General features: G+C 54.5%; 22 protein-coding genes. 13 read left to right on the top strand and 9 right to left on the bottom strand.

Annotated features, from left to right (window positions below):
• Nucleotides 1-90 precede the first annotated feature (90 nt).
• A complete protein-coding gene (locus DFER_RS07610) occupies nt 91-1,071 on the top strand; it encodes a ThuA domain-containing protein (protein WP_015811043.1) in 981 nt (326 codons plus the stop codon).
• A gap of 69 nt (nt 1,072-1,140) precedes the next feature.
• On the opposite strand, the gene DFER_RS07605 is transcribed toward DFER_RS07610, so the two are convergent.
• Complete coding sequence (locus tag DFER_RS07605) at nt 1,141-1,896, bottom strand: hypothetical protein (protein WP_015811042.1); 756 nt, start codon at nt 1,894-1,896, stop codon at nt 1,141-1,143.
• Nucleotides 1,897-2,427: 531 nt separating this feature from the next.
• Nucleotides 2,428-2,733 carry a recombinase family protein gene (locus DFER_RS07595; protein WP_015811040.1) on the bottom strand — a complete coding sequence of 102 codons (306 nt, stop codon included), beginning with the start codon at nt 2,731-2,733 and terminating at the stop codon, nt 2,428-2,430.
• Nucleotides 2,734-2,916: 183 nt separating this feature from the next.
• On the opposite strand from DFER_RS07595, the gene DFER_RS07590 reads away from it, so the two are divergent.
• From DFER_RS07590 to DFER_RS07565, 6 genes are all read left to right on the top strand, one after another.
• Nucleotides 2,917-3,336 carry a hypothetical protein gene (locus DFER_RS07590; protein ID WP_015811039.1) on the top strand — a complete coding sequence of 140 codons (420 nt, stop codon included), beginning with the start codon at nt 2,917-2,919 and terminating at the stop codon, nt 3,334-3,336.
• A gap of 157 nt (nt 3,337-3,493) precedes the next feature.
• Complete coding sequence (locus DFER_RS07585) at nt 3,494-5,896, top strand: ABC transporter permease (RefSeq protein ID WP_041736101.1); 2,403 nt, start codon at nt 3,494-3,496, stop codon at nt 5,894-5,896.
• Between the two features lie 245 nt (nt 5,897-6,141).
• A complete protein-coding gene (locus DFER_RS07580) occupies nt 6,142-6,627 on the top strand; it encodes a response regulator (protein WP_015811037.1) in 486 nt (161 codons plus the stop codon).
• A gap of 60 nt (nt 6,628-6,687) precedes the next feature.
• A complete protein-coding gene (locus DFER_RS07575; protein WP_229206203.1) occupies nt 6,688-7,158 on the top strand; it encodes a (2Fe-2S)-binding protein in 471 nt (156 codons plus the stop codon).
• Nucleotides 7,151-8,170 carry an FAD binding domain-containing protein gene (locus DFER_RS07570; protein WP_041734802.1) on the top strand — a complete coding sequence of 340 codons (1,020 nt, stop codon included), beginning with the start codon at nt 7,151-7,153 and terminating at the stop codon, nt 8,168-8,170. The genes DFER_RS07575 and DFER_RS07570 overlap by 8 nt, the downstream gene beginning before the upstream one ends.
• An 18-nt stretch (nt 8,171-8,188) precedes the next feature.
• On the top strand, nt 8,189-10,426 hold the full coding sequence (locus DFER_RS07565) for a xanthine dehydrogenase family protein molybdopterin-binding subunit (RefSeq protein WP_015811034.1): 2,238 nt from the start codon (nt 8,189-8,191) through the stop codon (nt 10,424-10,426).
• Nucleotides 10,427-10,586: 160 nt separating this feature from the next.
• Here the strand turns inward: DFER_RS07565 and DFER_RS07560 are convergent, their stop codons facing one another.
• From DFER_RS07560 to DFER_RS07550, 3 genes are all read right to left on the bottom strand, one after another.
• On the bottom strand, nt 10,587-11,453 hold the full coding sequence (locus tag DFER_RS07560) for a phosphoenolpyruvate hydrolase family protein (RefSeq protein WP_015811033.1): 867 nt from the start codon (nt 11,451-11,453) through the stop codon (nt 10,587-10,589).
• Between the two features lie 38 nt (nt 11,454-11,491).
• Complete coding sequence (locus tag DFER_RS07555; protein WP_041734800.1) at nt 11,492-12,730, bottom strand: Tm-1-like ATP-binding domain-containing protein; 1,239 nt, start codon at nt 12,728-12,730, stop codon at nt 11,492-11,494.
• Nucleotides 12,731-12,794: 64 nt separating this feature from the next.
• The gene (locus DFER_RS07550) at nt 12,795-14,054 is read right to left on the bottom strand and encodes an Hsp70 family protein (RefSeq protein ID WP_015811031.1); all 1,260 of its coding nucleotides are present in this window, start codon (nt 14,052-14,054) and stop codon (nt 12,795-12,797) included.
• A gap of 101 nt (nt 14,055-14,155) precedes the next feature.
• Between DFER_RS07550 and DFER_RS07545 the strand changes: the two genes are divergently transcribed.
• The gene (locus DFER_RS07545) at nt 14,156-16,141 is read left to right on the top strand and encodes a PAS domain-containing sensor histidine kinase (protein ID WP_222837313.1); all 1,986 of its coding nucleotides are present in this window, start codon (nt 14,156-14,158) and stop codon (nt 16,139-16,141) included.
• Nucleotides 16,142-16,158: 17 nt separating this feature from the next.
• A complete protein-coding gene (locus tag DFER_RS07540; protein ID WP_015811029.1) occupies nt 16,159-16,560 on the top strand; it encodes a response regulator in 402 nt (133 codons plus the stop codon).
• Between the two features lie 2 nt (nt 16,561-16,562).
• On the opposite strand, the gene DFER_RS07535 is transcribed toward DFER_RS07540, so the two are convergent.
• From DFER_RS07535 to DFER_RS07525, 3 genes are all read right to left on the bottom strand, one after another.
• Nucleotides 16,563-17,891 (bottom strand): rhamnogalacturonidase, encoded by a 1,329-nt coding sequence (locus DFER_RS07535; protein ID WP_015811028.1) that lies wholly within the window; start codon nt 17,889-17,891, stop codon nt 16,563-16,565.
• A gap of 92 nt (nt 17,892-17,983) precedes the next feature.
• Nucleotides 17,984-18,724 carry an SDR family oxidoreductase gene (locus tag DFER_RS07530; RefSeq protein ID WP_015811027.1) on the bottom strand — a complete coding sequence of 247 codons (741 nt, stop codon included), beginning with the start codon at nt 18,722-18,724 and terminating at the stop codon, nt 17,984-17,986.
• Between the two features lie 181 nt (nt 18,725-18,905).
• Nucleotides 18,906-20,150: a hypothetical protein gene (locus tag DFER_RS07525; RefSeq protein ID WP_015811026.1), complete on the bottom strand. Its 1,245-nt coding sequence runs from the start codon at nt 20,148-20,150 to the stop codon at nt 18,906-18,908.
• Between the two features lie 266 nt (nt 20,151-20,416).
• On the opposite strand from DFER_RS07525, the gene DFER_RS30685 reads away from it, so the two are divergent.
• A complete protein-coding gene (locus DFER_RS30685) occupies nt 20,417-20,545 on the top strand; it encodes a hypothetical protein (protein ID WP_015811025.1) in 129 nt (42 codons plus the stop codon).
• A 91-nt stretch (nt 20,546-20,636) separates the two neighbouring features.
• Nucleotides 20,637-21,557: a sugar phosphate isomerase/epimerase family protein gene (locus DFER_RS07520; RefSeq protein WP_015811024.1), complete on the top strand. Its 921-nt coding sequence runs from the start codon at nt 20,637-20,639 to the stop codon at nt 21,555-21,557.
• Here the strand turns inward: DFER_RS07520 and DFER_RS07515 are convergent.
• Nucleotides 21,554-23,128, bottom strand: coding sequence for a glycoside hydrolase family 43 protein (locus DFER_RS07515; protein ID WP_015811023.1), 1,575 nt, complete (start codon nt 23,126-23,128; stop codon nt 21,554-21,556). The two genes, DFER_RS07520 and DFER_RS07515, sit on opposite strands and share 4 nt — an antisense overlap.
• Before the next feature lie 150 nt (nt 23,129-23,278).
• Here DFER_RS07515 and DFER_RS07510 point away from each other — a divergent pair, with 150 nt between their 5' ends.
• Both DFER_RS07510 and DFER_RS07505 read left to right on the top strand, forming a co-directional pair.
• Nucleotides 23,279-24,343 carry an endonuclease/exonuclease/phosphatase family protein gene (locus DFER_RS07510; protein ID WP_015811022.1) on the top strand — a complete coding sequence of 355 codons (1,065 nt, stop codon included), beginning with the start codon at nt 23,279-23,281 and terminating at the stop codon, nt 24,341-24,343.
• A gap of 89 nt (nt 24,344-24,432) precedes the next feature.
• Nucleotides 24,433-25,191 carry a rhamnogalacturonan acetylesterase gene (locus DFER_RS07505; RefSeq protein WP_015811021.1) on the top strand — a complete coding sequence of 253 codons (759 nt, stop codon included), beginning with the start codon at nt 24,433-24,435 and terminating at the stop codon, nt 25,189-25,191.
• The last annotated feature ends 3 nt before the right edge of the window (nt 25,192-25,194 follow it).

The raw sequence follows: 25,194 nt of genomic DNA, 5'->3' as shown, positions 1-25,194 counted from the left end.
CGAGCCGCCGCTTGATTTCCAGCAGACATTAGTTTACCTTGCCGCCACCCGAACCGAATTATTCAGTTTTTACGATAACCCCGTCCATTTATGGCCCATAGTTACAAAATCCTCATTTTTCTGCTCGCATTGCTGGGTGCCGGCACTGTTTCAGCTCCGGTAGCTGCGCAAAAATCACCGCTTCGCGTGCTTATCGTCGACGGCCAGAACAACCACGAGCACTGGCCGAAGATCACCGCCATGATGAAGTACTATCTTGAAGACACTAAAAAATTCACCGTCGATATCCAGCGCACGCGCTACACCTGGCAGGGTGACAAGCTCGTGGAGGCCTATCCCGTGAAAGGCGGTCCCGAAACGCAGGCATTGAAGCAGCCCAAAATGGATTCCACTTTCCATCCCGTGTTTGCGAATTATGACGTGGTGATCTGCAATTTCGGATGGAATGCCGCACCGTGGTCGGCGGCGGCGCAGCAGGATTTTGAAAAATTTATGAAAAATGGCGGCGGACTGGTGGTCATTCATGCGGCCAATAACTCGTTTCCGCAATGGCCTGCCTACAACCAGATGATAGGCCTCGGCGGATGGGGCGACCGGACGGAAAAAGACGGCCCGTACGTTTACTATGACCAAAACGGCAAGGAGGTGCGCGATAACCAGCCTGGCAAGGCGGGTTCGCATGGCGCCCAGATGGAGTTTAAGATCACCGTGCGTGAACCGAACCATCCGATCACGAAAGGCATGCCTGCAAACTGGCTGCACAGCCGCGACGAACTGTACGACCGCCTGCGCGGTCCGGCAGAGAATATGCAGATCCTCGCCACCGCATTTTCCCCGAAGAGCAACAACGGCACCGACCGCCACGAGCCCATGCTGATCGCCCTTCGCTATGGTAAGGGCCGTATTTTCCACATGGCCCTCGGCCACGCCGACTATTCCGTAGAGTGCGTGGGCTTCATCACCTGCCTGCAACGCGGCAGCCAATGGGCCGCCACCGGAAAAACGAACATTCCGATCCCGGCCGATTTTCCGACCGAAACAGAAACCCGGCAGCGCAAATTTGCCCAATAGGTATTAATGAACACAAAAAGCGCCGCGGAGTCGATCTCCGCGGCGCTTTTTGTGTGAATGGGTTAAATATCAGTTCAAACTTGCTGACGCTTCTTCTACCGAATTCCGTAGCATCAGTCCCGAAGATACGCTGGCGAGCAGCAGCCGCATTTCACCGTTCAGGCCGTTTTTAAACCAAACTTTACCATTGTTGATGGTGGCCACGGCGCCGATCACCTTGCCGCCGAGGCGAAACTCGTAACCGTAAACGTCGTTTTGCGTCAACAGGGCCGGGGCTCCTTCCAGCGTTCGGATGCCCGTGACTTCGATCCGGTCGCGGCCGTTGCGGATAAACCCGGCCGTGGCGTTGCTCCGCTGCGGGCCATCCACATTGTGGACGACGAATTCCCAGTTGCTATCATCCATCTTCACCGACCCTGCACAGTAGTTTTTGTAGTTCAGAGAAACCGAAAAGTACGTTTCGAGCTGCGTAAGCTCGGTTTCGCGGAATTTACTTACTAATGCCACATCGGCGGCGCGCCCGCTGGCGTCGGATTGCGTAAAACTGATTTTTTCACTCGCGCCATTGAATTTCACGAGAAACGGAATGCTGTATCCGAATGTCCACCCGCGTTTTACCTTGCTGGTTTTGAAATCACCGAAAGTCAGCACCTGCCCGATTTGCGATCCTTGCCGGCCTTTTACCTGGTAGGCCTCGGTTTCGTTTCGGAGGTCGTTGTCGACTTGGAGCTCGGCTGTTTTGCAGCCCGTCAGAATGGCGGCCAGCGCGCAACAGAATAGAATAGTTTTTGAAAAAAATGATTGGTTTTGAAATGGTGCGTTCATGGCTAACAGATTTGACTTTGCTTGAACAGAGCGCGAATTAAATGCGAAGGTTGGATAATGAAAGCCGTTTATTGAGTAAACGGTCAACCAATGCAGGAAATATCACGCCGTGCAGCGGTCAGTCTGTCATTTGCATGCGAATTCGATGATCTGCCCTCGCCATTGCAATCCTCCGCACACACATGTGTACTCGCCCGTCGGGCAATCCATGGTTTCGGTGTCGAATGATCCTGTCGGCCCGGTATTGTCGACGATCTCACAGGAACATGTTACGCGGGTGAGCGGTTCGGCGTGGTCCACGCATGACCAGGGCAGGCCGGCCATCAAAAGGAGGCAAATCGATACTCCTGTTTTACGAGTAAATAATGCTTTCATAATGCAAACTGATTTGGTTGGTTGGAGGCGTAAAATGCCTGCGCGGGGAAGTCGCGGCAGGGTAAGTTAAATGTAATAAAATTCCAACATCAAATTTGAATATTTGAAGAAAGTGTTATTTAACGTAATCACTATCAGCTTTTTATATCGCGCGCATCAATGGGCAGCCCCAATGCCGAAAAGCAGCGTATCGCGCAGAGTATCGATATCTTCCGCTATGGAAACGAGATGGGCGTGTTGCTGGCCTGCGCGGATCAGCAGTTGTACAAAATCGGCCTGTGAGCCTGCGTGGGCGGCATTGCAGATCACGAGCACGTCGCCCTCCTGCAAATCCGACACCAGTTTATCGAGCGCTGGCCTGCCATTCATTTGCTCTTCCGCCACAACCACATGGCATCCGGCCGCTTCGAGTTGTTGTCCAAAATCACTATTTGCCCCGTAAGGCAGGTATCCCTTTATCATTTCATCCACGATGGTGCGACGATAAAAATAGGTTACCCAGCCGCCGCGGACGAGTAATAGAGATTAGAAAAAAATTAAAACCGCTAATCCTGTTCCAATCTTTTTGATTAGACAGAAATATTGATAATATTTCTGGGAACGTTTATGCGTTTTTTGCCAATAACTCCTCTAACAGCACCCGTTATGACTTTGAATGACATCAGGACCGAAATGGTCGCTAAAACCGAGCACAAAATCCAGGAAATGAAAGCACGGAGCATTATCTTGCCCGAGCGACGTGCCGATATGTGCGAACTTTGCGATCAGCTTTCACAGGAAATTTATGATTTTGCGGTAAACACGACCATTCAGCTCGCCGACCGCCACCACCTGCGCGGGGGAGTAGGGGCGCTCCTGCACGACCTCCACGACGACATTTGTGACCTCACCAACGGAGCGCTCGACATTATGGTAGCGGCTTCCGATACGCGGGGCCATAGCGGCGGGCACCGCCAGCAGTCCTCGCGCCGGAACTACCTCCCTTCGGTCCTCAAATCGGGCTTTTTGCAGCATGTGCAAGGCTGGATCAGGGGATTGCGCTACAAACGGGCGGCTTACTGCTGACACGCGGAGCCGGACATGCGTCCGATATCGGACAAGGTAGGTTTGTGCAAAATGCTGATTTTCAGTTTATTGAACAAGTGGCACGTGTTTGTTGGGCAATGGTCGAACGGAGGACAACCCTTTACCATCGCCTGACCAGGCTCTAATGCATACGATCATGTTCAAAAATTATCTGAAAATAGCGTTCCGTAACCTTAGCAAGCACAAGGTTTTCAGTTTTATCAACATTTCCGGCGTATCGTTGGGCCTTACATGCTTCCTGCTCCTTGCCCTATACGTCAAGGATGAACTGGCTTACGACCGGTTTCACGAACATGCCGACCGCATTTACCGGCTCAACCGCACTTTTCTCGCTAACGATGGAACCGAATCCTTGCGGCTCGGCCATGCGGCGCCGCCTTTCGGACCGCTGGTAAAGCAGGATTTTCCGCAGGTAGAACAGGTGGTGCGCATGCTTGAAACGGGTGCATTGGTTACATACGGTGAAAAGCGTTTCTCGGAAGAGCAGATGTTTGCCGCCGAAGCCAATATTTTCAAAGTATTCACTTTTAAAACAGACCGCGGAAATCCGGAAAAGGCGCTGGAAAACCCATTTTCGATCATGTTTTCGCGGCCGATGGCGGAAAAGTATTTCGGCAAGGAAGATCCCGTTGGAAAGGTGGTCCGGCTGGATAATCAGCTCGATTACACGGTGACGGGCGTGTTTGAGCCGCTTCCCCCGCAGTCGCATTTTCATCCGAACTTCCTCGTTTCGTTCTCATCGCTCAACGACGACCGCGTGTACGGTGCCGAAGGGCTCCGCTCCAACTGGGGCAACAACTCTTTCTCGACATTCCTGCTTTTACCCAAAAATTACGATCCGCAAAAGCTCACCGCCGCATTTCCGGCGTTCCAGAACAAGCATATCGACGCGAATGCTTCGAAATACTCCGTGCTGAGCCTTACCAAACTGACCGACATTCACCTGCGCTCGCACCTGGATTCGGAAATCGAGGGTAATGGCGATATTCAGTATGTGTACCTCTTTTCGGCAATCGCCGTTTTCATTCTGCTGATCGCCTGCATTAATTATATGAACCTCGCAACAGCCAAATCGGCCACACGCGCCAAGGAAGTAGGAATGCGTAAGGTGATCGGCGCGGTGCGGGCACAGCTGATCAACCAGTTTCTGAGCGAGTCGGTGGTGCTGGTGGTGATATCGGTTGCTTTGGCATTCCTGGCCGTGGCGCTTTGCCTGCCATTGTTTAACAATTTTACCCAAAAGCAACTTGCTGTCTCGGCATTGCTCGATCCGACTTTCCTTTTAATCCTTTTGGGAATTACCCTGTTCACCGGTCTTGCGGCGGGCAGTTACCCTGCATTCTTCATGACAGGCTTTCAGCCGATCGCCGTTTTGAAGGGGAGGATCGCTACGGCACTGAAAAACGGCGCATTGCGGCAAACGCTCGTGGTGGCGCAGTTTGCCATTGCGGTGGCCCTGATCATCAGCACTACGGTGATTTATAATCAAATGCATTTCATTCAGAACTACAAGCTGGGCTATGCCAAAGACCAGATCGTCACATTCCGAATGCCGGATGATTCCACTACGGACGTGGAGGCGATCCGCCAGCGGTTCAAGGAGCATGCGGGCGTGCGGGAGGTAGGGCGTTCGTCGCGCATCCCGTCCGGGCGGCTGCTCGATTCGTGGGAGGCGTACGTGATGAAAGGCGATTCCATGGCGCCTACCGAGATCAATATCAAGTCGCTGTCGGTGGACGAAGATTTCATTCCCACTTACCAGATCCAGATGGCGGCAGGACGGAACTTCTCTCGCCAGCATCCGACCGACCGTACCAACGGCTTTATTATCAACTCCACCGCGGCGCGCCTGCTCGGCTGGAAAAACCCGGCCGACGCGATCGGCAACCGCTTCGGCTACGGCCAGATGAGGGGACAGATCATCGGCGTGACGGCCGATTATCATTTCGAATCGCTTCACCAGAAAGTGGCGCCGATTGTGATGTTCTATCAGCCGGGCCGGCTGGGACGGGTGTCGGTGCATGTGGCGGGCGGAAATATCCAGCAGGCCGTTGCGCACATCGGGTCGGTGTGGAAAGAGCGTTTCCCCGACGTACCGTTCCAATACTATTTCCTGGATGAGCGTTTTGGCGAGCTTTACGCCCGCGAGCAAACGCAGCAATTGCTGTTCGGTATTTTTGCAGGCATTGCCATTTTCATTTCCTGCATGGGCCTCCTCGGGCTCTCGATGTTCATGGCGGAATTGCGGACGAAGGAAATCGGCGTGCGCAAAGTGCTGGGCGCTTCGGTGCCGGGCATCGTAGGGTTGCTTTCAAAGGATTTTCTCAAACCCGTTCTCATTGCGATCCTGATCGCCTCCCCGCTGGCCTGGTACGGGATGAAAAACTGGTTGCAGGACTTTGCCTACCACACCGATATCCAATGGTGGGTATTCGTGCTGGCCGGAATCCTGTCCGTTGCGATTGCATTGTTTACGGTGAGTTTCCAAAGCATCCGCGCGGCGTTGATGAACCCGGTGAAAAGTTTGAAAAGCGAATAAATACGACTCATTTATCCTACAACTCAGGCATGCCCGCGATTCGCGGGCAACGGGCAGTTTCCACAACGTTGTAGAACAAAAGCAACGCACGGTAACACCGGCCCGGCTACCCACATTCCCCGGGGCCGCGCAGGGAAGGTTAATGGCACGCAGGCCGGTAGCGCCGGCCTGCACGATGCGTGTACGATGATGGCATAGAATTTACCATATGACACACATTATGCCTAACCAGACCTTCACCTTCCATGAAACAAAATCCACACCCTAATGCAGGCAAACCCGCCGAAGCTGGCATCGAAAGGCTGATTTTCCTGGCCGAAGACGACCACGACGATATCTACCTTTTCGAACGCGCGCTTACCGGCATGAAAGCGGGACACAGCCTCAGTACTTTCGCGAATGGCCAGGAGGTACTTGACGAACTGCGAAAACCGGGTTCGAGGAAGCCGGACATTGTTTTTCTCGACATTAATATGCCCGTTCTCACCGGATTGGAATGCCTGCTGCATATCCGGCAGCACGTTTCGAAAGTGGTTCCCGTGTTCCTTTTTTCGACCGCCCAGGACCGCCTCACGGTGGAGCAGGCCCGAAAGCTGGGCGCTACCGGGTATTTATCCAAACCGACATCGATGGAGGATTTGACCAACCTGCTTTCCAATGTGCTGGCGATCGACTGGGGCACGCGGTCGGTGAATGATTTTTACGTGCATTTGCAGCTGGCCGATACCTGATTCGGCCCGCGCGTTGCTCATGGCACAGTCTTTGTCCGAATGCGGCAAATTCAGACCACCATGACGAATATCACATTGAAAGTAAACCGGCACCAGTACTCGCTGGATGTCCTGCCCTGGGTATCGCTCCTGGACGCGCTGCGCGACCGTTTGAAACTCACCGGCGCGAAAAAAGGCTGCGATCACGGCCAATGCGGCGCCTGCACCGTGCTGTGCGGCGGAAAGCGGATACTAAGCTGCATGACGCTCGCCGTAATGAAAGACGGCTCCGAAGTAACCACCATCGAAGGCATTGCCAACGGCGACGAGCTGCATCCCCTGCAAAAAGCATTCATAGAGCATGACGCTTTTCAATGCGGATACTGCACGCCGGGGCAGATATGCAGCGCTATCGGAATGCTTGGCGAAGGGAAGGCCCACACCCGCGACGAGGTGAAAGAGCTCATGAGCGGAAACCTTTGCCGCTGCGGCGCCAATGTCGGCATTATCGATGCGATAATGGAAGTGCGGGAAGGAGGGAACCGTGAATAACTTCAACTATATCCGGGCCAATAGCCCCTCAGAAGCGTCGGATCAGGTACTGAATGCTGATGGAGCGATGTTAATCGCGGGAGGCACTAATCTCGTCGACCTTTGGAAATACAATCTTTTACATCCGAAACTGCTGGTGGATATCAACCACCTTTCCGAATGCCACAGCATTACCGAACTTGAAGATGGCGGTTTGCGGCTCGGAGCGCTCGTTTCGAATGCGGACACAGCCTACCATCCGCTGGTGGAAGAGCGCTATCCGCTGTTGTCGAAGGCCATTCTGGCCGGGGCGTCCGCGCAAATCCGGAACATGGCCACCAATGGCGGTAATCTCCTGCAACGCACACGATGCTACTACTTTTATGATCCCGACGCGCCTTGCAACAAGCGGAATCCGGGCTCGGGTTGCTCGGCCATCGAGGGGTACAACCGCATTCATGCCATTCTCGGCGCGAGCAGCGCATGCATTGCCGTGTTTCCGTCGGATATGTGTGTCGCGCTTGCGGCGCTGGGGGCGGTTGTGCAGGTGGTTGGTAAAAATGGTGAACGCAGCATTCCATTTACCGATTTCCACCGGCTGCCCGGCGACACGCCGGAAGTCGACAATGCATTACAGCCCGGCGAACTGATCACGTCCATCGACCTGCCCGGCCACGGTTTTGCCCGTCATTATTCCTATCTCAAACTCCGCGACCGCCATTCGTATGCATTTGCATTGGTATCGGTAGCCACGGCGCTGGATATCGAAGATGGTGTGATCCGTGACGCGCGGATCGCGCTGGGAGGTGTGGCGCATAAGCCCTGGCGCGTAGCGGATGCGGAGGCTTCCCTGGTGGGTAAAGAGGCGAATGAAGAGAGCTTTGCGGCTGCGGCCGATATCATCCTGCAAGGAGCGCAGGGTTTTCAATACAATCAATTTAAAATAGAGTTGGCCAAAAGAGCCATTATCCGCAATGGAATGATGGCCCTGCATCCCGAAACGCAGCTTCCGGGAGCGCAGCCATCGGCATAACCTGTCAATATCCGATTTATGAAAATACAACCCGTGGTAGGAAAGCCGGTAAGCAGGCTCGAAGGAAAACTGAAAGTGACCGGGGCCGCCCAATACGCGGCCGAGTATGACGCGCCGGGGCTGTTGTATGGCTACGTCGTCAATGCCACCATTACGAAAGGGCGGATCGTGCGCGTGGATACCAGCAAGGCAATGGCCTTGGAAGGCGTGGTGGAAGTGCTCACGCACGAAAACCGCCCGGATGTGGCGGCCATGGACATTAAGTACATTGATATGGATGCGCCGCCCGGATTGGTTTTCAAGCCTTTGCGTGACACCGATGTGAAGTACAACGGTCAGCCGGTAGCGATGGTAATTGCCGAGGATTTCGAAACCGCCCGGTACGCCTCGACGCTCGTGCATTTCGATTATGAAGAAGAGCCTTTCGACACTTGTCTCGACCACAATCTGGACAAAGCCCGCGACCCCGGTAAAGGTTTTGCAACCATGCTGAAACCACCTCCGCCAGCCCCGACCGGTAATTTTGAACAGGCGTTCCAGAATTCACCTTTCAAAGTCGATTCGGAATTCCGGCATGGCAGCGAGCACCATAATCCGATGGAATTGTTCGCGACCACCACCGTTTATGAAAGCGACGGGAAGCTTACGATTTATGATAAAACGCAGGGGACGGTGAATAATCAGCTGTTTGTGGCGAATGTATTCGGGCTGCCATACAAGGATGTGCGCGTGCTCGCTCCGTTCGTGGGCGGCGCATTCGGCTCGGGATTGCGGCCGCAATATCAGCTTTATCTGTGCGTAATGGCGGCATTGCACCTCAAACGGAGCGTTCGGCTGGTGTTGGAAAGAAAGCAAATGTTTCCATTCGTACACAGGCCGCAAAGCTATCAGCGGCTGCGCTTCGCGGCCGATGCGAACGGAAGCCTTACGGCATTGAACCATTCGGCCGTATCGGAAACGTCGCAGTTTGAGGACTACGCCGAAGTGGTGGCCACGTGGAGCCACAAACTTTACCCCGCACCGAACACGCTTTTTGAATACAAACTCGTCCCGCTGGACCTTTACACCCCGCTGGACATGCGCGCGCCCGGAGGTGTGACAGCCCTGCACGCTATCGAATGCACGATGGATGAGCTGGCGCACGAGGCGGGCATCGACCCGCTGGAATTCCGGCTAAGAAATTATGCCGAAACGGACCCTACCACCGGCAAGCCGTTTACCAGCAAGGCGCTGCGGGAATGTTATATCAAAGCCGCCGAAAAGTTCGGTTGGAAAGATCGCAATCCTGAGCCCGCAAGCATGAGGCGCGGTAACAAGCTGGTCGGCTACGGAATGGCTACCGGCGCCTGGGACGCCTACCAGTTTCCCGCACGGACGGAGGCCGTGATCACCAAAGAAGGCAAGCTCGTAGTGAACAGCGCCGTCACGGACATCGGGACCGGCACGCTCACCGTCATGACGCAGATCGCCGCCGATGAGATGGGAATGCCGCTGGAAGACGTCACATTCCGCTATGGAGATAGTAAAAAGCCGTTTTCCATGTTTCAGGGAGGCTCGTCCATGACCGCCTCCACCGGCGTGGCTATCCAGGCGGCGATAAAGGCTTTGAAGAAGCGGTTGTTAAAAAAGGCCAAGCGAATGGACGGCTCGCCGTTCGGCAGCGCGGGCGACGACGATGTGGCGTTTAAGGACGGCCGGATGTTCATGAGAAGCCGCGCTTCGACGTTCGTTTCGTTCCAGGAAATCGTAGCGGCGCAGGGCGGCAAGCCCATCAAGGCCACCGGAACCGGTGTTCCGCACGTTTTGAAATTGAGAAAATATACCAAAATGACCCATAGCGCGGCTTTTGTGGAAGTGGAGGTGGATAAAGACCTGAAAACGATCACCGTCACCCGGGCCATCACCGCCGTAGCCGCAGGCCGCATTATTAACCCAAAAACTGCGCGCAGCCAGATCGCCGGCTCGATGGTTTGGGGCGTTAGCAAAGCCTTGCACGAGGAGACAATCCTGGATGAAAAGCTGGGTAAATACATGAATTCCAATCTCGGCGAATACCACATTCCGGTGCATGCGGATATCAACGAACTCGACGTGATTTTTGCCGACGAAAAGGATGAGCTCATCAATGAGCTGGGGGTGAAGGGCGTGGGAGAAATAGGGCTGGTAGCAATGCCCGCCGCGATTGCGAACGCCGTGTTTCACGCCACGGGCAGGCGCATCCGCGAGCTGCCGATCCATTTTGACAAGCTTTTGTGATTCTTCGGCAACATCGCCGCATTCATTTCAAAGCTATCCATATTTGCGGAGCGTCGGGAAGTGTTGGGGATCAAAGGAGAGGTATGACAGCCGCCGGTAACCTGTTTCGCAGGATGCCGGCGGCTGGTATGTATTGCATATGACCTTTGCGGGAGGTATTTCAGGAATTGCCGAGCGTGAGTCGCTTGAAATCCCGCGTGAGCTCGGTGAGTGAATGCTCCACGCCCATGCGTTCGAGGGAGGATGCGCCTACAAACCCGTGAATGTCGCTGCGTGACAGCACTTCGCGGACGTCCGCGGGGGTGTTTACCGGTCCGCCGTGAGCGAGTACGAATACGTCGGGGTTAAGATTGCGGGCTGCGTCGCCGATCTGCTGGGTGCGCTCGATGGCCTCGTCCATGCTGCAAGTAGCGTCCACCACGCCAATGGAGCCTCCGACGGTGGTGCCTACGTGCGCGATGATCGCGTCGGCGCCTACTTCGGCCATTTGCCGGGCTTCCTCGGGAGTGGCCACATACACGATGGAAAAGAGGTCCATCATCGTCGCCAGTCTGATCATTTCTACTTCTTTGGCAAAACCCATCCCGGTTTCTTCCAATACCTGCCTGAAATGACCGTCGACAATGCTGTGGGTAGGGAAATTATTGACACCTGAAAAACCCATTTCCTTCACTTTCAGCAAATGGTGCCACATTCTGCGTCGGGGATCGGAGCCGTGTACGCCGCAAATCACGGGAATTTCTTCCACCACCGGCAGTACTTCAAATTCGCCGATTTCCATCGCTACGGCATTGGCGTCGCCGTAAGCCATCAGTCCGGCAGTGGAGCCGTGCCCCGCCATCCTGAACCGCCCGGAATTGTAGATGATAATGAGGTCGGCACCGCCTTTCTCGATGAATTTGGCACTGATACCCGTGCCCGCGCCGGCTGCAATGATGGCTTTTCCCTGATCTATCGTGCTTTGGAGGCGATCTCTTACTTCCTGTTTTGTGTAGGGATTTCCCTTACCAGTCCATGGGTTAGGCATGTCGTTTCGGATGTGTTTATGTGGTGATTAAATCGATTTTAGTTGATTGTTTCCTGCTGTGCCATCAGCCCGAGTAGCGTTTCTACCAGCAAATGTGCAAACACCGGGTCATTAATATGCGTATCGGCTTCGAGCAAAGTCACGTGAGGGGCTGCGTGCGCCCGGATTGCGCCGAACAACGCTGCATCTGCCGCCGGGTGGTAGAAAATGCCACCCTCCGATGCTACCTGCGAAATGCCCCGCAGCGGAAGCACAATCGCCGCCGGTGCCGGCGAGGCGCTCACTTTTTTCGCGAGGCGTTCGCCGAGGATTGCGTTCTCGCGCTCGTCCGTACGCATGAGCGTCACGTCGGGCGCCCAGCTGTACAGGTGCCTGCCTGCGAATGCCTGTGGGACGGTATCGAGGTGAGCGAAATTGACCATATCCATACATCCCGGTACTACGATTTGCGGAATGCCCATATCGGCGGCGGCCGTAAGCCGCTCCGGGCCGGCGCTGCAAATGCCGCCGCAGAGATCGTCGGCCAATTCGGTAGTGGTAATATCGAGCACGGCGTCGAAACAGCCCTCGCGGATCAGCGATTCCATGGTTTTGCCGCCTACGCCCGTGGCATGGAATGCGAGCACTTCAAAGCCCGCTTCGGCGAGGAGCTCGGTGCATTTATCGACACACGCAGTGGTGTTGCCGAACATGCTGATGGCAATGCTGCGTGGTTTTGTGTCCGAACCGGCCGTTTCCACATTGGCCATCGCGCACACCGCTGCGGCGGCCTGCGCTACCAGTTGCCGCAGGATGTGGTTCATGCCCGCCACATCCACCACCGATGGAATGAGCATAATGTCCTTGTCGCCGATCTGCCGCGACAGGTCCTTCGTGGCCAGGGTGGTAAGACAGACTTTTGGCAAACCAAAAGGAAGTCCCTGCATAGCCGACAGCGCGATGTACGTGCCGCCTCCGCCGCCCATTCCTACGACGGCCTTGATCTTGCCATCGGCAAACAGCTGCGAAACAAGCCGGGCTGCACCGCGGCCCATGACGTCGATCGCCTTGCCGCGGTCGCGGTGGTGACGGAGAGCGGTAATGCTGTCGCCGGCGGCCTCCGCAACGAAGTCCGCTTCAAACTCCACCGGAAATGCTTCTGTACTGCCGAAAACGCCGGTATTGATGGCGATAACGCTTTCGCCGCCCGCGATAATGCTTTGCCGCAGGTAGGAAAACACTTCTCCCTTAGTATCAAAGCAGCCGAGTATTAAAATGCTTTTATCTGGAATTGACATAATGCAAGTATAACCAGAGATGGGCATCCGATGCAAACCCGGCCGCGAAAGTGATGCCGGGACGTCAGGCAAACCGGCTCCGTGCGTCGTACGCCAGGCCGAGCCCCACGCTGGAAAGTTTGTTTTCTTCCGACCATTCGGCGGCGGGGAACAGCTCGCGGAAGCGCTCCTGGATCAGCGGAATTTCCGTAGAACCGCCGGTCATGATCACCAGGCCGATGGCTCCGGCGCTAATGCCCGCCGTTTCGAGACATTGCCTGGCCGCATCCACAATGCGCTGCGCCTTGGCGCCAATGGCGTCATTGAAAACCTTGCGTTCAACGTTAATTTCCAGGTTTTCGTCAATAAACGGGAGAGAGGCCACGTACGCATCGCTCTGGGTGAGGCCTATTTTGATATTCTCAGTTTCGGCCAGCACGGCGTGGCCGCTCTCCTGTTCGAGAACGTTGATAAGCCGTCCGTACTTTTCCGGCGCATGCGTTTCGCGCAGCAACTGCTTTGCCTGGAATATCGTGCGGTTGGTATATAAAAAATTCACCTTGCTCCATTCCGAAAGATCGAAATAATGGTAGGAGGGGACTTCCAGGTTTTTGGCGCCGTAAGTCGTGCGGAAGCCGAGCTCGGGCATCATGCGCGCGAGGCTCAGGTCTTTATCAAAGTCGTTGCCGCCGAGGCGCACGCCTGTGTTGGCGAGGATATCGCTGCTGCGGTCGTGCTTGCTGGCGTTGTCTTTCGACAGGCGGATCACCGTGAAGTCGGAAGTTCCACCGCCGAGGTCCACCACCATCGCGAGTTTTTCGCCCGTCACCCGTGCCTCGTGCGCAAAGGCGGCTGCGATCGGCTCAAACTGGAAGCCTACATGCTCGAAACCTAGGCTTGTGGCGATGGCTTTCAGCTCATTCTCGGCGCGCTGGTCGGCGGCGGGGTCGTTGTCGATGAAATGCACGGGCCGGCCCATTACCACGTGTTTCAGTTCCGTACCGCAATCGGCTTCCGCCTTGCGCTTCATCTGGTCGAGAAAGGCCGCCACGATCTGGTCGAACTTCATCAATTCGCCATTCACCATCGTGCCCTGGCGCATGGCCGGCGTTCCCAGCACGCGTTTCAGGCTTCGCATTAAGCGCCCGGGGTTGCGACTGAGAAATTGTTCCATGGCCGCACGGCCGAAGGATGCCGCATTGTCTTTCCGCGCAAAAAACATGGCGCTGGGGATGGTTTTGTGTTCGTTTTCTACCGGGATCAGGAAAACGTCGTCAGGGTTTGCAATGGCGAGGCTGGAATTGGAGGTGCCGAAATCGATGCCGCAGAAAACAGGAGATATCATGGTTTTTGAAAATTGGGCGCGCAATTTCTCATTATTTACCCGGCAATGCAAATCAGAAAGAGATTAGTTACGATGTGTAGCCACAGAGTCCGGCACCAAAAGTGCCTCCCTTCCCTGCGACGTATAGCGGGCCGGGTAATGCGGGCGGGCCGGGCATGATATTTGCTGTTTCTCTTGCCGACTTTATTACCCGCTACCCATCCATGCATTTGAATTACGACCTGATTTTCCGTAGCTGCTCCGAGGGAATCTTTGTGTTGGACGAAACAGGAAGAATCACCGCGTGCAATGCAGCCGCAAGCGCGATTACAGGCTACGATGACACCGATCTTGAATGCAAGCCGTTTTTTACCATCGGCGACGGCCAGGACGATCCGATCAAATACCGCTACGAGCTCGACCAGGCACTCAAAAAGAAATCGCTCGTTGTAGAAGGGTGGAAGTTGAAAAAAGACCAGACCCGTTATTGGGCCGAGACTTCCTATTCACCGTTATTCGATGATTTTCAAAAACATGTGGGGTTTTGTGTGCTGATGCGCGATATCACGGAAAAAAAGCAGCACCAGTTCCAGCTGCTCCAAAGCGAGGAACGCTACCGGCTCATGGTGGAGGCTATCCGCGACTATTCTATTTTTATGCTCGACCCCGAAGGCCATGTGATCACCTGGAACGACGGCGGCACTTTTGTGCATGGTTACGCCGAAAGTGAGATTCTCAACAAGCATTTTTCCGTATTCTATTCCGCATCCGATGTCATCGACGACAAGCCGCGAAAGGCATTGCAAACAGCCAGCGAAAGTGGCTCGTACCGCGAGGAAGGGTGGCGTGTGAAGAAGGATGGCTCGCTGTTTTGGGCAAATGTGGTGTTGACCGCGCTCTACAACGACCGCAACAAATTGATCGGCTACTCCAAAGTTACCCGCGACCTGACCGACCGGCTGAAAAGTGAGGACGTCCTACGGCAAAGTGAAGCCCGCTATCGTTCGCTCGTGGAACAAGTAGGCGACTACGGCATATTCATGCTCGACATCCGGGGCCGGATCATCAGCTGGAACGAAGGCGCCCGGCGGATCAAGGGTTACAGCGCCGACGATGTGATCGGAAAGTATTTCTCGATATTTTATCCCGAAGAGGACATTCTGAACGGAAAACCTGCCTGGGAACTGAAAGTGGCGCGCGCTACCGGCAAATATGAAGAAGAAGGTTGGAGGCTGCGGAAGGACGGAAGCCGCTTTTGGGCAAATATCGTCATCACGGCCGTGTACGACACCGAGGGCAGGCTGAGCGGATTTTCCAAAGTTACCCGCGACCTCACCGAGCGGAAAATGAATGAGCAGGCATTGCAGGAAAGCTCCGACAGGTACAAGCAGCTCGTGGACGAGCTTTCGGTCACGAACAGCGAACTGTCCTCCGTCAACCGCGAGCTCGAACAGTTTACGGCCATTGTTTCCCATGATTTGAAAGAACCCGTGCGGACGGTCCGCAGCTTCCTGCACCTGATGGACCGGCATGTCGACCAGCAAAACTATGATAACCTGCGGCTGAGCATTGGCAAAGGTATCCTCGCCGCCCAGCGAATGCACGATCTGATCGATAATCTGCTTCATTACTCGCAGATCAGCAAGGTGGGGCTGCAACGGCAGAAGCTGAGAGTGGAAGAAGTGATCGGGGAGGCGATCCAGAACCTCGACGACGCCGTTGCGCAATCGGGCGCGAAAATACAGGTCGAGAGCCTCGTGCCATTCATTTATGGCGACCGTGTGCAGTTGGTGCAGCTTTTCCAGAACCTGGTCGCGAATGCATTGAAATTCACCAACGGCAGCACGCCGGAGGTGACCGTGAAATCCTGGATGGAGAATGGAAGCGTGCGGTTTGTGGTGTCGGACAATGGCATCGGCATTTCACCTGAAAACCTGGAAAAGATCTTCGAGATATTCAGAAGGCTGCATTTTGCGAACCAATATCCCGGCCACGGCGTCGGGCTGGCCGTTTGCAAGAAAGTGGTGGAGCGCCACAGAGGACGGATCTGGGCCGAGTCGGCGCAGGGAAAAGGCGCCAGTTTCCATATTTTGTTACCCAAGATTTAAGCCCCACACGCAAGAACATGAAAATATTCCGACTTGCCATTGTTGAAAATGATGAAGACGAACGGTACTTCATGTCGGAGGCATTCAAGGCCTCCGGGGAATTCCAGATCCTCGGAGAATTCGGCAACGGCGACCAGCTGACCGATTGGCTCCACGGCCGGCCCGCCGAACTGCCCGAAATCGTGCTGTCGGACCTGAATATGCCCGGGAAAAACGGGTACGACATTATCCGGGAACTCAAAGTGGACTATCCCGGCATCGCCGTCATCGCAACTTCCACGTCGTCCGTCGTATCCACCCGCGAGAAATGCATTTCCGCCGGCGCCAAGGATTTTATTGCCAAACCCGACATATTCATCGCCTACGAGGCATTCGTGAAGGAACTTTACCAGCTGGCCTGCCGCGATCTGGGCGCCTGACTTCACCGGATCAGCTTATCGTTCACCTTTACATTCGTGAGCGTAAAGTCGCGCACTACGGATTTGTCGTATGCCACGTTTTTGGCGGTAATATCCAGGTTTTCGAAGTGGAATCTGGATAGTTTGTCGTAATCGCCCGGGCTCACATCGAAAAACACCTCGCATTTCAGTTTAATGTTTTTCAAACTGATGTGGTCGGAATAGGAGAGCGGCACGTCTGTTCTTCCTTTCAAATCGAAGAATTGTTTCCAAGGCTTTACGTAAATGAGGCTGTATGCGTAACCATCCACGTTTTCCACACTTACAAACTCGTATTTTTGGGGTGTATCGGGGCGCATTTTCAGCCAGAGCACGCGCATGGCATTCTCGATGTGGCAGTTGCGCATGATCACGTTTTTGTTGTGAATGGCCTCGCTGCCAAGTGTGAGCGCGGCGTGGCAAAACCCGAAATTCGTATCCTCGATGATGATGTTGGTATTCGCGCCGTTGCCGGGATCTTTGTCGGCGTAGGGGCCTTTTCCGCCTTTCAATGCAATGGCGTCATCGTTTACGGCGAGGTAGCAACCCTTCACGAGGACATTGTTGCACACATCCAGGTCAATGGCATCCGTGCTGGGCGCCTTGATCGGCTCGTGGGGAGCTGTGATCGTCACATTGAGGATTTTGATATTATTGCATTGGTAATAATGGCTCGTCCAGAACCCGGAGTTCCGGAGCTTTACATCCTGTACCTGCACATCGTTACTTTTCCAGATGAAAACGAGTCGCGGTCGCGATACTTCCAGGTTGGTGCAATTGGGATTTTCCTTCCGCCGCTGCCAGAAAGCCTTCCAGTAGTTCAGCCCGTTACCGTCGATGGTCCCTTTTCCCGAAATGGTAAAACCATTCACGCCATAAGCATTCACCAGCGCCGGAAAATAATCCAGGTTTTGCCCTTCCATCCGCGAAGGCATCATCGGGTAATCCGCTATTTGATCAGACCCCTTCAATACGGCGCCATCGGCCAGGTAAAGGTGTGTTTTGGGTTTAAAAAACAAAGCCCCGCTCAAAAAAACACCCTTCGGCACGACGATCACCCCGCCTCCCTGGGAATGCGCCCGATCAATGACCTGCTGTATCCGGGCCGTCTGAACGACGTTGCTATCCGCCCCCACGCCATGCTCCGTAAGCACATACTGCTTGCCGAGTTTGCTTAGCTGAATTTTGGAAGTGTCTGAAAACCAGTCGGGTATTTGGGTGCCGTCGGGGAAGTTGGCAGATCTCGTGCCCTGGGCAATGGCAGAAAGCGCGACACAGCAAAACAAGGAAACGAGCAGGGTGTATTTTTTCATAACCGCAAATTGTGATAGAAATCCATCACAATTTGCAACTATTTCCGGTTCAAGCTTCATTGTCGGCAGCATTTACAGGTTTTTGCTCGCCGCTACGCCATCGCCCCGTTCAGCCCGATCGTCTGGCCGCTGATCCATTTGGCGTCGTCGCTGGCCAGGAAGGTGATGGTTTTGGCGATGTCGTCGGGCTCGCCGAGGCGGTTGAAGGCGTTCAGGGATGCGAGGCGGTCGATAAGCTCCTGGGGTTTGCCTTTGGTGAAGAGCTCAGTGTTGGTAGGGCCGGGCAGCACGGCGTTGACGTTGATGCCCCGAGCGCCTACTTCTTTGGCAAAAACGCGCGTCATTTGCTCCACAGCGCCTTTGGTCGCTACGTAGGTCGCGTAGGTGGGCATCATCAGGCGCGTGGTGGTGGAGGAAAAGTTGATAATGCTTCCGCCGTCGGCCAGGCGCGTGGCAGCTTCGCGGAGGGTGTTGAATGTCCCGCGCACATTTACTTCGAACTGGCGGGTGAAGTCCTCGTCAGTGGTGTCTTTGAGGAGCTTGGTGATCATGATGCCGGCATTGTTGACGAGCACGTCGATCCGCCCGAAATGGGCGATGGCGTCGTCAAAAAGCGCTTTCACCTGCTGCGGATTGGCGACGTCGGCCTGTAACGCAATGGCGTCGCCGCCAGCCGAGCGGATCGCGGCAACGGTTTGCTGTGCGGCTTCTTCGCCGCTGGTGTAGTTCACGATTACCCTGGCGCCGGCTTGGGCGAGGTGTATGGCTATTGCCGCCCCAATCCCGCGTGACGCGCCGGTCACCAGGGCTACTTTGTTTTGGAGTGAGTTCATATAGGTTTGTTTTTGGCTGGAACATTGCAAAGATGGCATGTAACCGGCACATTAACGCGTACAAGCTGCTCAGGAAGCGTTACAAATTCCCAATGGCTATAAAAGCAGAAAAGCCGCCGGCATTCCGACAACTTTTCTGCATAATCAATATCCGGGCCCGGCTTGCTGCACGCGCCAGTGCTTATTCAAACCCGAATAGAAAAGGAAATACAAACACCACCAATGCGCTCCAAATGGTGTACAGCGGCAGGAATACGACCAGCGACGCGCCCACAGCGGACAACCCGCTCCGCTTGCTCAGCACGGAAAACAGTTTTAATCCTACATAAAACAAATGGGCGAGCATCAGCACATTGGCACCCAATACGGCCGCACGGTTCGGCGTGAGGCCCCATTCCGAAATGCGGAACAGTACGGCCGATAATGCAATGCTGTTTACGAGGAGTGTCACGGCGGAGAGCAGGAATAACACGGTGATCTGCAACCGGTTGCCTTCGGATCTGTCCGTTTCGGCGATGGAGAAGAAGATGAGTGCCATCACGCCGATCAGCAGTCCGTTAAACAGCAGGAGAAACTCGCGGTCGTGGTAGGGACTTTTGCCCGCAACGAGCGTTGCTCCAAGGTATACTACCAGCATTACAAGCGCCACCGGGCTGAAAAGCTTCGCAATGACCGGGGGGATCTTGCTCACGAGCGTAGGCTGCACGCGGGTGATGAATGTGGCGACGATCGGAACGGCAGCGAGGCCGCAGACAATAATGTACTTGCCGTAAAAGTTCTCGATATTCCAGCCGATCAGGTGGAAAAGCCCGAGCGTAATGCCCGTGGTAAGTCCGCCCGCCAGCACCAGCAAGCCCGACATCACCACCAGTTCGCCAAGGTAGCGCAGGAATTCGAGCCAGTTGGTGTCCCTGTTCCATTTGCCGCCATGAAAAGCAATGCCCAGCATCGAGAGCAGCAACAGCGGCAGGTGAATGCACGAGAGGATCAGCGTATCGCTATGCTGATCGCGGGGCAGCCAGTTGATGAAAATGGCCGCAACCGCCAGCAGCACGATCGCCAGTCCGCGCGTTTTCCACGTAATATTGTTTTTCCAGGCAAAATAGGCCATCAGGGCGGGGCCGACGATGAACCCTAGATTGCGGGGATAAAAGAAGTCTTCCTGAATGGAGAAAATTTCGGGCAGCTTCGCGAGCAGTGCCGCAAACAGCGACGCGGCGATCACGAAGGACCGCTCGGCGGGCGTGCCCCAGAAAAACTCATCCTGATGGAAATTGAGGCGCTGATACCAGCCTTCCGCCAGCGGACTCGTGCGGATTTCGGGGTACAATGCGTTAAATGCAGCCTTGAAGCTCGGCTTGTTGCCCCGGTACAACTTTTCCAGTTGCAGGGGATTGTCTTGGTTCAACAGGATTTCCTCGCGCATAAAAAGATTGGATTGAATGGTTACTCCCTTTAAAGATTGGATTGAATGGTTACTCCCTTTGTAGTGTTGCTGTGCTTTTTTATGAATATTAAAAAGTACTTTGTGATTCAAAGTTAAAAACGATTTGAATTTCCGCAATACTGTGCGTCAAAATTTTTTTCACGCGCTGCCCGTGCCGTTAACTCAATTTGCTAACCGGTTAATTAATAACGCCTTAGTTGCGCTCTTACCTGACTTTACTTTGCACAAAAATCAACCAGCACAAAATGGAATCTACAATCAGCCTATGGGCCGGAGCGGTCCAGATCGGGATAGCGGTAGCAATAGCCGCGATTGGTATCCGGATCATTCTTGAACTCCGCAAAACGGAATGGAACGACCAGGCCGCCGAGTAGGGGACTTAATATAGAAGCAAATTGTACTAAAAGGCATTTGTCAAAGCCCTGATTTGCTGATATATTGTCAGGAGAATTTTTCCTGAACCTTATGAACCAATCTACTTCGCTGAGCCGCAGGGGTTTCCTGATGGCCGCTTCCGCCGGACTGGCCCTGCCTTTCGTCCGGCCTTTCCATTTTCAGGGCAAAGCCAAGCCGCTCTTTTCATTTTCAACACTCGCCTGCCCGAAATGGGACTGGGCGACGATCGTCAAATATGCCGCCGACAATGGCTACAAAGGCATCGAGATCCGAGGGGTGCTGGATTGTATGGATCTGCCTAAATGTGAGGATTTCAATTCGCCGGCCAACATTGCGCGCTCGCGGGCGATGGCTGAGGAAAAGGGGCTGAGGATCGTGGACCTGGGCTCATCGGCGTCGCTCCACATGGCCGATCCCGCGGTGCGTGCCAAAAACCTGGACGAAGCCAAGCGGTTTATCGACCTGGCTCAGCAGCTCAATTGCCCGTTTGTGCGCGTATTTCCGAATGATTTGCCGAAAGACCAGGAAGTGGAGAAAACCATCGAACTGATCAGTTCCGGGCTGCTGGAACTGGGCGAGTATGCCAAAAAGACATCCGTAACGGTGCTGCTCGAATCGCATGGCGATGTTACCGGCAAGGACATCCTAGCCAAGGTAATGGGCCGGGCTGAACACAAGCACGTCGGGCTCATCTGGGACATTTTCAATATGTGGTCGGTCACGAAAGAGCCGCCTGCGGAGGTATACCGGACATTGAAAAAGTACATCCGCCACACCCATATCAAGGACGGCATCCTGGAAGGCGGCAAAATCCGCTATACACAGGTCGGAAAAGGCGAGGGGCCGCTGCGAGAGGCCATCAGCGTGCTGGTGAAAGACAATTACAAAGGCTATTATAGTTTCGAATGGGAGAAAAAGTGGCATCCCGAAATCGAAGATCCTGAAATTGTCATCCCGGCATTTCCCGGGCTCATGCAGCAGTACTTTTAATCGTACTTCATTTCCACGGCTTTGATTTCACCTTTCAGCCCTGCATTTCCCGTTACGCTGATTCCCACCCTTGGCGCCCGGTCCCACCTGGGCAGCCAGGGGATTTCCATTTGCACGGCGCTCGTGAGCGAATCGATTTTTTGGCCTTTCACCGCCCAGCTGAATGTGTAGAAACGTCCGAACCGGCTTTGCAATTCGAGGCGGATGTTATTGTACTTGTCGGGAATGTTCTGGGTTTTAAGTACTTCATATACGCCGTCTTTCACTTGCCACAGCTCAATGCGATTGTTTCCGGCACCGTAGCCGATGGCGTTCTGCGCATCGCCGTAGATGACCACGTTTTGCATCACGTCGTCCTTCATGATCACTTCGGCGGCAAATGTGTAGGTTCCTTTCCGGATGGTCTGGCCAAGGAAGTTGCCCGTACGTGCCGGGTTGCCGCATTCCAGCACCAAAGCGCTTCCCGTTACTTCATATTTCGGTTTCGGAAAGCCCGCATCGAATACCCAGGGTAGTTTGAGCGTGTCGCGGTCGTAGTTCACCGAAAAATTGTGTGTCTGGGGCGGTGTCGTGGCCAGTACCGCGGGCGCTTCTGCCTGGATGGGCGTTGTTTTCCCGTACCGGAATGCCGGCCAATGGGTCGTTTCGTCCCAAACCAGCTCGCTCAGCACACCCTGGCGGCCGGCGAATGTAAAATCGATGCCGTTGTAGGCGTGGTGCAGGTAAAAGTAACGGCGATCGGGCGTTACCACCACCGTGCCGTGTCCCGGGCATTTCCAGGCGTCGTCGCCGAACAGCACCGGGTTTCCCGAATATTTGACCCACGGCCCCTGCAACTTCTCGGCCCTTGCCACCCCGACCTGGTAGTCGCAGCGATCGCCGCAGCACGCATTGCCCGAATAGAGCATGTACCAGTAGTTGCCGCGTTTGAAAATGGCCTGTCCCTCGGCCCCGCCGCTTTCCCAGCCTGTGGGATCGGCCTTGATGAGGCTGAACTCCTTGCCGGTCACCTTTAAGCCGTCGGGTGAAAGTTCGGCGCCTAGCAGTTCGATGCCCCGGTCTTTGTCCAGGCCGTATGCTTTCCAGGTGATAAACAGTTTTCCCTTGTCTTCCACCACAAATGCATCAATGGCCTCTTTGGTCCATTCAATGATAATGCCGTGATCTTTAAATCCCTTTCGAAGGTCCTTGCTGGTGGCCACACCGATTACCGACTGCTTGTCGGCCCTTCTGCGGGCGGTGTAGTACATAAAAAACGTCCCATTCCGGTAGAACAGCTCCGGCGCCCAGTAGCTTCCCATGGTCCATTTGGGTAGTTCGGCGAAAACGGGGCCCACGTATTCCCAATTCACCAGGTCTTTGGAGCTGTAAATAGGGTAGGCCGGCCCCCATTCGGAAGAAGTGCCGACGGCATAATAGGTATCGCCCACGCGCACGACCGACGGATCGGCGAAGTCGCCGGCGATGACCGGGTTTCGATAAGTGATCACGCGGGTGGGCGCAGGCCGTTGGGCAAAAGCTTGGACAGCGAACATCCATGTGAAAAGAAATACACCGGGCAGGAACTTCATGATCGGGCAAATTGATGGAACTGCGAAGAAAGGGATTTATTTTTGGATAAGAAACCGGCCTATATCGTAAAATATCAGCCGTGCAGGGGTCAGGATAGTTGAAATGATCCGAAATAATTAAAATATTGCAGCTCTTACTTCAACATAACAATGCACTATTTCAAGAGCTTCCTGGAAGTGGCCGGCGTGCTGATCGTCATGATGTCGCTTATTCCCCTGATCCGGAGCGATTACTGGACATTCCGGGTTTTCGAATACCCGCGGTTGCAGAAACTCGTCCTCTGCGTGGCTGTCACCGGCATTTACATTAGTCTGTTTTTCTCGACCGATTTGCAGACACTCATCCTGTCGGGTGCCTTCCTATTAAACACCATTTATTTGTGCTACCTCGTGTACCCGTTTACGCGCCTTGCGGGGACTGTGATCGAGCCTGCCAAGAAGCACTTGCCCGAAAACCGCCTGTCGATCCTTTCATCGAATGTATTTCAGGACAACCGGAATACCGAGGGCTGCATGAACCTGATCCGGAAGTACGATCCCGACGTGCTGCTGCTGCTGGAAACCGACCGTTTCTGGCATGAAAGCACGCTGGCATTGCAAAAGGACTATCCGTACGAGGTGCCGGTGCCGCTGGAAAACACCTATGGAATGCTGCTCTACTCGAAATTGGAGCTGTCGGATGTGCAGGTCCGCTACCTGGTCGACGAAGAAATACCTTCCATTAAAGCGCAGGTCGCATTGCCCTCGGGCCAGCGGATACAGCTGTTTTGCGTGCACCCGACGCCGCCCGTGCCCGGAGAAAACCTGCATTCCACCGAGCGCGACAAGGAACTGCTGCTGGTAGCTAAGGAGGTTAAAGCCAGCCGGTTACCCTGCATTGTGGTGGGCGACCTGAACGACGTGGCGTGGTCCTACACCACCGATCTTTTTACCAAAATCAGCGGCCTGCTCGATCCGCGCATTGGGCGGGGTTTTTACAATACCTTCCATGCGGGTATGCCGCTGCTGCGTTTCCCGCTCGATCACGTGTTTTGTTCCACCGATTTCAAGCTGGTAGAACTCGCGCGGCTCGAAAATTTCTCATCCGACCATTTCCCTATCCTGCTTTCGCTACAATATGAGCAGGCGGCAAGTGCGGAGCAGGAAGAGCCCGAGGCCGAACCGGAGGACATTGAGCTCGCCAACGAAAAAATCTCGAAGGAAGTGCCCGAGTGAATTCACAGGCCCGCTATCCAGTAGACCGGCCCTAACGACAGCTTTTGCGGTCATTTCGAACTCTGCGGCGATTCATTTCGGAAGATTTTATGACCAGAAAACACTTACTCCGTCCATTGGCGGCTACATTATTTTTGCTGATCGCAGCGGGTTTCCGGGTTGCCGAACGGCCCATTACCGTGTACCTCATCGGCGACTCCACGATGGCCAACAAAGCAGTAAAAGCTTATCCCGAAGCAGGATGGGGAATGCCATTTGCCTATTTTTTTGATCAAACGGTGAAGGTCGATAACCGGGCGGTGAATGGGCGTAGCACGAAAACCTTTATAGAGGAAAAGCGCTGGCAATCGGTGTCCGACAGTCTACGGGAAGGCGATTATGTGCTGATCCAGTTCGGGCATAATGATGAAGTTAAAACCAAGAAAAGCTACATTGATGAGGCGGGTTACCAGAACAACCTGGTGCGTTTTATCGAAGAAACGCGAGCGAAAAAGGCCAATCCAGTGCTCATTACCCCGGTAGCGCGGCGGAGTTTCGATGCCGAGGGGAAAATTCAGGACACGCACGCCGTGTACTCGCAGCTCGTGCGCGACGTAGCGGCGGCACAAAGCGTTCCGCTGATCGATCTTGATAAACGAAGCCAGGTATTACTTCAAAGCATGGGCGTGGAGAACTCGAAATTGCTCTACCTGCACCTTGCTGCGGATGAACATCCCAACTACCCGGCCGGAAAAGAAGACAATACCCATTTCAGCGAGCTTGGTGCCCGTAAAATGGCACAGCTTGTGCTGGCCGACATTAAGGCGCTCAAACTGGCGCTGGCCGAACGGATCGTTAAAAATCCCTGATCA

Origin of the sequence: Dyadobacter fermentans DSM 18053 (genome assembly GCF_000023125.1) — a bacterium.
Classification (GTDB): Bacteria; Bacteroidota; Bacteroidia; order Cytophagales; family Spirosomataceae; genus Dyadobacter; species Dyadobacter fermentans.
This window is presented reverse-complemented; position numbering and strand designations above follow the sequence as displayed.